This window comes from Meiothermus cerbereus, from assembly GCF_051297115.1.
Classification (GTDB): Bacteria; Deinococcota; Deinococci; order Deinococcales; family Thermaceae; genus Meiothermus; species Meiothermus cerbereus_A.
The window spans coordinates 1-9741 of sequence record NZ_JBEVAL010000090.1; the positions used below are offsets into that span (position 1 = coordinate 1).

The 9741-nt window shown below is 61.3% G+C and carries 7 protein-coding genes; 5 read left to right on the forward strand and 2 right to left on the reverse strand.

Features of this window, described 5'->3' with window-relative positions; all coding sequences use genetic code 11:
• Positions 1–207 precede the first annotated feature (207 nt).
• Positions 208–1452, forward strand: a complete 1245-nt coding sequence (locus ABWU19_RS13260) for a caspase family protein (protein WP_027875881.1) — start codon at positions 208–210, stop codon at positions 1450–1452.
• A 170-nt stretch (positions 1453–1622) separates the two neighbouring features.
• On the opposite strand, the gene ABWU19_RS13265 is transcribed toward ABWU19_RS13260, so the two are convergent.
• Entirely contained in the window at positions 1623–3335 is a 1713-nt protein-coding gene (locus tag ABWU19_RS13265) for an Eco57I restriction-modification methylase domain-containing protein (RefSeq protein WP_435902149.1), read from the reverse strand.
• Between the two features lie 25 nt (positions 3336–3360).
• The gene (locus tag ABWU19_RS13270) at positions 3361–4581 is read right to left on the reverse strand and encodes an N-acetylmuramoyl-L-alanine amidase family protein (protein ID WP_435902144.1); all 1221 of its coding nucleotides are present in this window, start codon (positions 4579–4581) and stop codon (positions 3361–3363) included.
• Between the two features lie 177 nt (positions 4582–4758).
• On the opposite strand from ABWU19_RS13270, the gene ABWU19_RS13275 reads away from it, so the two are divergent.
• From ABWU19_RS13275 to ABWU19_RS13290, 4 genes are all read left to right on the forward strand, one after another.
• A complete protein-coding gene (locus tag ABWU19_RS13275) occupies positions 4759–5913 on the forward strand; it encodes a DGQHR domain-containing protein (RefSeq protein WP_435902145.1) in 1155 nt (384 codons plus the stop codon).
• A gap of 203 nt (positions 5914–6116) precedes the next feature.
• Positions 6117–7511 (forward strand): TldD/PmbA family protein, encoded by a 1395-nt coding sequence (locus ABWU19_RS13280; RefSeq protein WP_435902146.1) that lies wholly within the window; start codon positions 6117–6119, stop codon positions 7509–7511.
• Positions 7512–7585: 74 nt separating this feature from the next.
• Positions 7586–8902 carry a TldD/PmbA family protein gene (locus ABWU19_RS13285; protein ID WP_435902147.1) on the forward strand — a complete coding sequence of 439 codons (1317 nt, stop codon included), beginning with the start codon at positions 7586–7588 and terminating at the stop codon, positions 8900–8902.
• Between the two features lie 42 nt (positions 8903–8944).
• The gene (locus tag ABWU19_RS13290) at positions 8945–9445 is read left to right on the forward strand and encodes a DinB family protein (protein ID WP_435902148.1); all 501 of its coding nucleotides are present in this window, start codon (positions 8945–8947) and stop codon (positions 9443–9445) included.
• The last annotated feature ends 296 nt before the right edge of the window (positions 9446–9741 follow it).

The window sequence follows — 9741 nt, forward strand, 5'->3', positions numbered from 1 at the left end:
GCCCCTCTATCGCTGGCTTAGTGGATGTATATGATAAAAGCCTGGGGACAGCAAAAAGCCAGTGAAGAAAGGGTTTGTACCATGATATACTACAAATCCGCCCTTTTCGCTGGATTAACACCGTCTCGCGCATTGCTTAGCTTGCTTTCATCTCTCTCTAACCCGAAGGAATGAGGGGTGAAGGCCCATATTTGGAGGGTTGCGCTTATGCCGCATAACTCGAGCCTGTTTGTAACCTGGCTGGTAGGGCTGGGGATGCTGGCTCTGGGTGTCGCCCAGCCTATGCCCAAACCAGAAACCTACGCCCTGGTCATCGGAATTAACAACTACCGGCCCTACCCCGATACCCCCAGCCTGCCTCCCCTTAGCTATGCCGAGAGTGACGCTCGCAAAATGGCCCAGGCCCTGCGAGACCCCAACAAGGGGCAGCTCAGCAAGGTACGGGTGCTGCTGGACACCGAGGCCAGCAAGACTGCTATCGAGGCCGAGCTCCGAGGCCTGGCCCGCCGCATGGGGATAAGCGATACGCTCATCGTCTACTACTCCGGCCACGGGATGCCGAGCCGGCTGGGGCAGGCCGCCCTGATGCCCAGCGACGCCAAAATCAACGACGAGGAAACCTGGCTACCCCTGGATTGGCTGCAGGAGCTTGTGCGGAAGGCCAGCCAGGGTAAAGGCCGCCTGATCCTGATTGTGGATGCGTGCTTTAGCGGACAATCCCTTGCTGGCTCGCGCAGCTTCGCCATGCCGGGTCGCAAAAGTTTTCCCAAGCCGCAAAAACCAGACCTGAACGGGGCCAATGTGCTGCTGGCCTCTTCCGCCGACACCCAGCCCAGCTGGGAAGATGCCGAGGTGGGTGGCGGTATCTTTACCGCTTATTTGCTCGAGGCCATTTCGGGTAAGGCCGATGCAAATGGAGACGGCTACGTAACCATTGGCGAGGCGTATCGCTATGCAGCCGTGCAGGTCGAGGCCTTCAGCCAGCGCAAGGGCACGCCGCAAACCCCCCAGCTCTACGGCCCCGACGATTACACCCTGGCACTCAACCCCCTTGCAGTAGCCAAAAGCCGACTGGCAGGCCTCAAACTGGCCGGCCACATCTCTGGCGAGCAGTTCGATGCACTGGTAGAGCGGGTGGAGGGCAGGGTTCAGCCCGAGGATTTGCTGCTGTACCTCTCGGGTAACCTGACCAGCGGTCAGTTTGTGAGCCTGGTACAGGCGGGGGCCATTCCTGGCGTTCCGCCCCTGGGGCCGGTGGATGCGCGCCTGCAAAAAATAGGGAAGCTCCGGCGCGAAGGCAAGATTCGCCTGGAGCAGCTTTGGGTGCTCTTCCGCATGATTCAAACCGGCAAAGCAGCCCCCGACCTGAGCGAGTATCTGGCTGGGCGTTTGCCGGAGGTGAGGTTTTTGCAACGCTTGCGCGCGGGGGCGATTCAGGGGGTGCCGCGGTAATATGAAACCCACCCGAAGCTTTCTGTTTAGGGCAGGTTAAAACCAACCGGATGCAGGGGCAGCTCTTGGCGCAGCTTCAGGTGGGGGCCCCAGAAAAAATCAAAGGCATCTCTTGCGGTAGCGCGTTTGGGTCAGGCGCAACTAAGACCCTCGAGCGCCTCAGGCTTGGCTCAGGTAGGCGGTGCCTCCAGACCCTCGAGGGCAGCCCGCTCATCGCAGCTGAGGCCAAAAAGCTCGAAAACCGCTTGATTGCAGGCCTCCAGGTCTCGCCTTTGTGCGGCCTCGGCAAGTTCTAGCCGCAAAACCTGAGGTACTTCGCTCCAGGGCGGGATTCGAATGCGCCTCAGGTACTGGGCCTGAAAGCGCAGGTATCCTCCGCGCATCCTGGTTGAATAGGCCGCCACGAAAAGCCGGGCCACGCTCGAGCGCAAAACCGCCTGCAAAGCGCGCAGGTCCCATGTTTCGGAGGTTACGTAGTACAGGTTGTGGTGTGGATAAAACCCCCCCTGCTCGAACACAACGTGTGCTGTTCCCTTGATGTCGGGAATCAGCAGCTTGGGGGTTCTGGCCAGCGAGGGGATAATTCGGTCGATGGTGCGGTACCACTGGGCGGGGGAGCGCCGGGCGCAGTGGCGGCCTGCAATCAGCTCCCTTCGCGCCTCCAAGTAGGCCCGCAGGCGGGGGTAGCGCTGTAGGTCTACCAGGCGGCCCTCCTCGTCAAAAGGGTTCACCAGGCCCTTTCCCTGCCACTGCACCTCGCCGTGCACGATGTCCCGGGTGGTAACCAGCGGCAGCTTGCGCTCGGGTTCCACCTCGAGGTCTTCGTAATCACCAATAAAGGCTTTGTCTGCGCCGGTAGCTACCCCAATGCCTACCTTGCAACCCACTTCCTCGATGGTGGGGAAGCGCTCTTCGAGCCTGCGAAGGAGGGCCACCTGCTGGGGTGGCTCGAGCAGCCAGGGTGCTGTGCCACGGGCAACCTGGGCCAGTTCCTGCACCCCACTGCCCTGCGGCAGCCTCCTGGCCCGCAGCGCCTGGGCCAGCCCGCTCAGCTCGTTTGGCTCGAGGTGTGGCCGGTAAAAAACGCGTGTGGGGCCGGGTCTGTCCCGGCTAATAACGGTGATGGCGGGGTAGGCCGTTACGTTGGAACGAAAGGCCGCTGTGCCGCTCATATCGACGTAGATTTTCAGGTGAAAGTTTTCCGCCACCAGCTTGCGCAGCGGGCCCCCATAGCGGTTCTTGACCCAGCGGTTGGCGCAGATGAAGCCCAGCGTGCCGCCCTCGGCCAGCAGGTGCAGTGAACGCTCGATAAACGGGATGTAAAGGTCGGCGCGGTCGTAGATGGTGGCGTAGCGGCTTCGGTAGGCCGACAGCAGCGCAGCAGGAATCATCTCCTGGCGCACGTAAGGGGGGTTTCCCACCACAAAGTCGAAGGGGCCCTCGAGTGGGGTGAGCAAAAAATCACCCTGAACCAGCCAGCGGTCTGCCAGGGCGGTAGCGGTTTTCCTGCTCAGCCCTTCCTGTTGCAGCAAGGCCACAACTGCCGCGCGGGTCGCCTCGAAGGTTTCGCGGTGCAGCTCAACCGCCTTGATGGCCTGGGCCAGCTCGTCCTGTGTGGCACGGGCCCGCCCCCTAGCCCGCCAGGCCGATAGCAGCCGGCGAATGATGGCAAAAAGAAAATCGCCCCCACCAAAAGATGGCTCCAGTATGCGTTTGTGTTGCAGCGGCAGGTCGGCGGTGTATCCGCTGAGGTCCAGGATGAACTCGACCACCTCTGGGCGAGTGAAAACGGCTCCCAAGGATGCTCCGCTTGCCCCGGACAGCTGCTGGATGGCTGAAGCGAGATGTTCATCTCGGTCAAAAAAAATGGAGGCCATATCCATAAACCCGAAGGTGTCGCTCAAAACCCTACTCCAGCGGATGGTCGTTTTCCAGGTACTCCAGCACCCCCCGGGCCAGACCGTAACTGATGCGGTCGAGGTAGTGGGGGTTGCGCAGGTTCTGGCCCTCGAGGGGGTGGCTCAGGTAGCCCATCTCGACCAGGATGGCCGGGACGCTGGTGTAGCGGATGACGAAGTAATCGGAACTGCGTACGCCCCGGTTGACCGCAGCCGTGGCTCCCAGCATGTACGACAGCACCCGCGTGGCCAGGGTGCGCGAGAGTTCCATGCGCCGCAGCGAGTTCATCTGGGGGGTGGGGGTGGGCAGGTTTTGCGCTGGGATGGGCTCGTTGTCCTCGAGGCCCTGGGCCCCTGGGTCGAGGATGCCCGCCGGGGCCGGGCTGCTGAGGGCGTCCAGGGGACTGGGGGCAATTGCCACGGGCGGGGTGGGGGTAAGGGGTGCTGGGGGTGGAAAGAAGGGGCGGGCCGAGGGGGGGCCAAAGTAGTAGACCTCGAGGCCGCACCAGCCGTCGGCGCGGGCCGGCACGGTGGCGTTGGCGTGGATGGAGACGAATAGGTGTTTGCCCTCGGCCAGGGCCACGCGCTGGGTCAGGTCGGTACGCTTGTCGGCGGCCAGGGCGGTATCGCTTTCGCGGGTCAGGGTGACCTCGACCCCGGCCTCTTGCAGCCAGCGACGCACCCGCAGGGCCACCTCGAGGTTCACGGTTTTTTCTGCCACCGGCCCCACAGCCCCTGGGTCGGGGCCGCCGTGTCCGGCGTCCACCACCACCGAAAAGCGCCGCCCGCTGGCCTTTGCGAAGCGAAAGCCCGGAAATCCTGGCAGCGGGCTGGTGTCCACGTAGGCCCCCGAGAGGTCGATGACCAGGCGCTGCCCGTCGCCCTCGAGGGCCGCCAGGGTCATGGTGCGGTAGCCCGAGCGGGGGGTAACCCCCTGGGGGGTGAGCAGGATCAGCACCGCCTTGTTTTCGTGCTGCTCGAGCACATACCCGGCCAGCTCGGGCTGGCTCACGAAGTGAATGCCCGGCTCGACCTGCTGATTGGGCAGGGTTACGCGCAGGGCTGCCCCCAGGGGTTCGATGGTGTAGGTTGCTTCCTTGGGCAAGTCCAGTACCACCCGCGCAAACCCCGGCTGGTCGCCTACCCGGATGGGCGGCAGGCTCTGCGCCCAAGCGCCGGTGCTCAGGAGGGTGGCCAGCAGAAACTTTAGTAGAAAGCGAAAGGCCTTCAAAACAGCTTTAGTTTATAGAGGCCCCAAAGTTCGGGATGAGGGTCAGGATGAGAGGTTGCTTTGATGGTCAAACATTTGTTATGTACACAAGTAGGAATAAGGGAGCCTGGGCGCCATTAGAACTGAATACTTGACTTATTAAAATAGATCTGCTAAATTTTTTTTGGAGGTAGATCTATGAATAAGATCAAGGCTAAGTTAGTTCAGCAAGGTAACCATAGGCTGTACATGTTTGTTGCCAAGGCTGGGGATATTGTTCCGAAGGCGCTTCCAGATGTGTATCGTACTGAGGATGGGATTGCAAAGGGCTACCAGCGGCAACCCGAAAGGCCCAGGGCACTTGACTACGCTAAGTTCGTCGAGGATAGCCTTCGTAGAAAAGAGGTTATTTTTCCTGGGACAGCGCTCTTAGCATATCGTGGCAAGGTATCGGCTAAGCCGCTAAATGGAGACTGGGAAATTGAGATTCCAGACGAACTTTTTATCGTTGATGGTCAGCATCGTTTTTACGGCCTCAATATCCTTATTGAGGAGGAGAAGGTTGAAGAGGCAGCGGAGCTACTGGTGCCTGTTATGCTTCTTGATGAGAGTGACATGCTAACGGAAGCTGAGTTGTTCCGCGTGATTAACGAGAAAGCAAAGAAGGTTCGCACTGATCTGGCGCGACGCCTTTTGGCACTTCGTGCTCAGGGAAAGGGTCTAGAAGCCACAAAAGACCTTATCCTTCAGCAAAGAAACTGGGAGGTAAAAGCTTCGGAGATAATCGACCTCTTGGTGAGTGACCCTAGCTCTGTGTGGAAGGGAAAGATTCAACTTCCCAATGAAAGAAAAAAGTCTACTCATTCTATACGCGACAAAAGCTTTGGAGATTCGCTTCGGCCCTTGCTAACTACGTACCCGTTTAGTGATTACGATACGCGCTTAATAGCAGCAGGAATAAACGAGTTCTGGCTCGGGGTAAAGCGTCTTATGGATGTGTCTCCAGATGCGGGAAGCTACAAACATCCGTTTGAAGAACCGAGTGAGTATGTCCTCTTAAAGTCGATTCCTGGGGTTTTTGCTTTGCATCTCGTATTGCGTTACTTGTGGACAATCGCTTGGGAAAGGGGGGAGCGGAAGCTCAAAAAGGACTTTGTCTTTAAGGCGCTGAAGGAAGCTGTTGAACACGCAGATGAGGACACGCGTTTTGATACCCGTCAAGCGTGGCATACCAGCAGCATATTTGCTCTTTATGGCGGTCTAAAAGGAGCAAAGGGATTGGCCGATTTGATTATTGGGTACCTGAAAGAAGCCGGGTACGTCTTATCTAGCGGGGAGGAAGAAGAGGAGTAGAAACCTTTTCAGTATCAGCAAGAAAGCTTCCTGCCCTGCAAGTTTTGGCAGGGAGCTTCAGGTTTGAGACTATGCTTATGGCAAAAGCCCTGTGCTAACGCCTTGAACCAAGGCGCTAGCACAGCAACAAAACAAAATGCAGCCAGGGTGAGGTGCAGTGTCAGGCCAAGCCTGCTAGGCTGTTTATGCCAAAAGGAGGTTGTGTGTTAGACGAAGCATTGGTTGGTGATGTGCTACAGCGAACCCGGCAGGGTGGGGCCGACTTTGCGGAGCTCTACGTGGAGCGCTTGAGCCGGCGTAGCTTGCGGGTGCTTTCGGGCGAGGTGAAGGAAGCCACCAGCGGCCTCGAGTACGGGGCCGGGCTGCGCCTGTTCTACGGAACCGAGGTGGTGTATGCCTACACCAACGACCTGAGCCCCGCCAGCCTGCTCGAGGTGGCCGAGACCCTGGTCAGGCTCAAGGGCCGCGCGGGCCAGGTGGACGCCCAGGGCAAGGGCGGGCTCGACTTTCGCAAGGCGGTGGCCCAGGGGCTGCATGCGCCCCAGATTCCCTTTACCGCTAAGGACAAGCGCTACCGCCTCGAGCGCATCCTCGAGGCCGAGGCCGGGGCCAAGGTAGGCCCCCAGATCAAGCAGGTGCAGAGCTACCTGATGGAGTGGGAGCAGGAGGTGCTCATCGCCACTAGCGAGGGTGCTTGGGCCGAAGACCGCCGGATACGCACCCGCTTGGCCATAACCGCCATCGCCCAGGACGAGACGGGGATGCAGACCGGGACGGCGGGGCCAGGGCTGAGCGTGGGCCTCGAGCTCTTCGACCGCTACCCCCCCGCCGAGGTGGGGCGCAGGGCCGGCCTGCAAGCCCTGACCAACCTGCGGGCCAAACCGGCTCCTGCCGGCACCATGCCGGTGGTGATCGGCAACGGCTTTGGCGGGGTGATCTTCCACGAGGCCCTGGGCCACCTGCTGGAGACCACCTCGGTGGCCAAAAAAGCCAGCGTGCTCTCCGACAAACTGGGCGAAAAAGTAGCCTCGGACTGCGTGACCTACATCGACGACGGCACCACCCCCCACGGCTGGGGTTCGCAGGAGTTCGACGACGAAGGCCTGCCCACCGAGCGCACCGTGCTGATCGAGAATGGGGTGCTCAAGAGCTACATGGTGGACCGGCTGGGCAGCCTGCTCACCGGCTACCGCCCCACCGGCTCGGGCCGCCGCCAGGACTACACCTTCGCGCCCACCAGCCGGATGCGCAACACCTTTATCGCTCCCGGCGCCACCCCCAAGGAAAAGCTCTTCGAGGGCATCGAGTACGGCCTCTACGCCGCCGATATGGGCGGTGGGCAGGTGCGGCCCGGCTCGGGCGAGTACAACTTTGCGGTCAAGGAGGGCTACATCATCCGCCACGGGCGCATCGAGGAACCGGTGCGGGGGGCCATGCTGGTGGGCAAGGGCCCCGAGAGCATCCAGAAAATTGTGGCGGTCTCGGACGACCTCGAGACGGGCCCCGGCATGTGCGGCTCGCTCTCCGGCAGCCTGCCGGTGGAGGTGGGCCAGCCCCACCTGCTGATCTCGGAGATCGTGGTGGGAGGACAGGCCTAGGAGCCAAGAGCAGAGTGTGGCGAGCTAATAGCCAAGCCTTCTTGACCTAGCCTCTGCATCATCGTGAGGTGAATATGACTTTTGAAGAAGCCAGGGATTATCTGTTGCAAAAAGCCCGTGCCATGGGCATTGACGCCGAGGTGCTGGCCACCTATAGCCGGGAACTGACCATCCAGGCCCACGGCGGCAAGGTGGAAGAACTTACCCAGGCCACCCAGGGTGGGCTGGGGGTGCGGGTGGTGGTACAGGGCAAGACCGGCTATGCCTACACCGAGGAGCGCACCCCAGAGGCCCTCGACTGGGTATTGCAGGAGGCCCACGAAAACGCCCTGTTGCAGTCCGAGACGGGGGGTTTCTTGCCGGCTGGGGGTGAGCTGGGCCGCCACGACCTGCTGGGCGAGGGGCTTTCGGCCCCGCTCGAACAAAAGCGCCAGGCGGCTTTGGACCTCGAGGCCGGTCTGCGGGCCGACCCCAGGGTTTTGCAGGTGCAGATGACCCGCTACTCCGAGCAGGAGACCCAGGCCACGCTGGGCTCCACCCGAGGGGTTGCGGGGGCTTTTCGCAACGGCTACGCCCTGCTGCTCAGCAGCGCGGTGATGGGTGATGGGAAGAGCCTCAAGCAGGGCTGGGAGTTCGACCTGGCCAAAGAGTTTCATGCCCTCGAGCCGGGCCGCACCGCCCAGCAGTTCCTGCACCACACCGGACGCCTGCTGGGGGCCCGCCCCCTCCAGACCGGGCGCTACAAGGCCTATTTTGAGCCCAGGGCCTTTGCCCAACTGGTGGGCATGATGGGCTGGTTTTTGCTCTCGGCCAAAAACGTGCTGGAGGGCAAGAGCTTGCTGGCGGGCCGAGTGGGGCAGAAAATCGCCTCGGAAATTTTCACCCTGGTCGATGACCCCACCCTGCCGGAGGGCCTGGCCTCGCGCCCCTTCGACGCCGAGGGCACCCCAGCCCGCCGCACGGTGCTCATCGAGAACGGCCTCCTGCGCACCTTTGCCCACAATTCCGAGACCGCCCGGAAGATGGGCATGGAAAACACCGGCCACGCTGCCCGTAGCTACAAGGGGGTGCTGGGCATTGCCCCCACCAACCTGTTCGTGCAGCCCGGCGAAGGGGTGCAGATGGACAACGGCATCGTGGTCACCGACCTGATGGGCCTGCACGCCGGGGCCAACCCCATCTCGGGGGAGTTCAGCCTGCAAGCCCTGGGCCTCAAGGTGGAAGGCGGCGAGGTAGCCTACCCGGTGGAGAACTTTACGGTGGCCGGCAACTTCTTGGAGCTGCTCAGCCGCATCACCGCCCTGGGCAGCGAGCTCGAGTGGAACCCCATGATGGGCATGGTGGGCTCGCCCATGGTCGAGGTGGCCGAGCTGTCCTTTGCCGGGGCTTGAGGGGGAATTCTGTACCTGGCGGTTGGCCCTACCATTAAGTACATGGAAAAACTCGAGTACGTTCAGAAGAACCTCGAGGCCCTGGGTGAGCGCGACCCCCTGGAAGTGCTGGCAGAGACGCCCGAGCTGCTAACCGAGCTGTTTCCCCGCCTGGACATGCGCCGGGGCTGCGAGCTGACCCACTGGACCGCTGGGGAGATCTACTGCCACCTGGCCGACCTCGAGATCGGCTACGGCTTTCGCCTGCGCCAGGCCCTGGCCGGCACCGAGGAGGCCCAGGCCTTCGACCACGACCGCTGGGGCATCCGCTACCGCAACTACGAGAGCTACTCGGCCAGGCTGGCCCTGGAGGCCTTTTGTGCTTTGCGGCGGTGGAACCTCGAGCTCCTGCGCAATCTGGAGCAGCAGGACTGGGACAAGGTGGCCTACCACCCTAAACGCGGTCCCGAGACCATCGCTTTCATTGTGAAGATGCTGGCCGGCCACGACCTGCGGCATTTGAAGGAGCTCGAGTACATCGCCTCGTATGTGGAGGCGGGCTAATGCTTATCGGCAGGGCATCCCGCATAAAGAAGGACACAAGCGATTGAACACATGTGGGACTTGCGGCCCTGAGGCCTGCCCTTTGCCAGGGTTGCTCGAGTTCCCCGAGATTCTTACCGCCCCCAGCAACTACCTGTGGAAAACATCGGTGGTTGGATGGGGGTAGACTTTTTGTATCCCCAGGCCCTACATCAGCCGACGGACCCCGGCTCAAACCAGAAGGTTTTGTACCGGGTACCTAAGTACACGACAAAAGTTGAAAAACATGGACAGGGACACGGAGGGAACGATTTCTA

Coding starts and splice junctions, on each gene's coding strand:
- ABWU19_RS13260 (WP_027875881.1), top strand. CDS start 208: ATGCCGCATAACTCGAGCCTGTTTGTAACCTGGCTGGTAGGGCTGGGG.
- ABWU19_RS13265 (WP_435902149.1), bottom strand. CDS start 3,335: ATGGATATGGCCTCCATTTTTTTTGACCGAGATGAACATCTCGCTTCA.
- ABWU19_RS13275 (WP_435902145.1), top strand. CDS start 4,759: ATGAATAAGATCAAGGCTAAGTTAGTTCAGCAAGGTAACCATAGGCTG.
- ABWU19_RS13285 (WP_435902147.1), top strand. CDS start 7,586: ATGACTTTTGAAGAAGCCAGGGATTATCTGTTGCAAAAAGCCCGTGCC.
- ABWU19_RS13290 (WP_435902148.1), top strand. CDS start 8,945: ATGGAAAAACTCGAGTACGTTCAGAAGAACCTCGAGGCCCTGGGTGAG.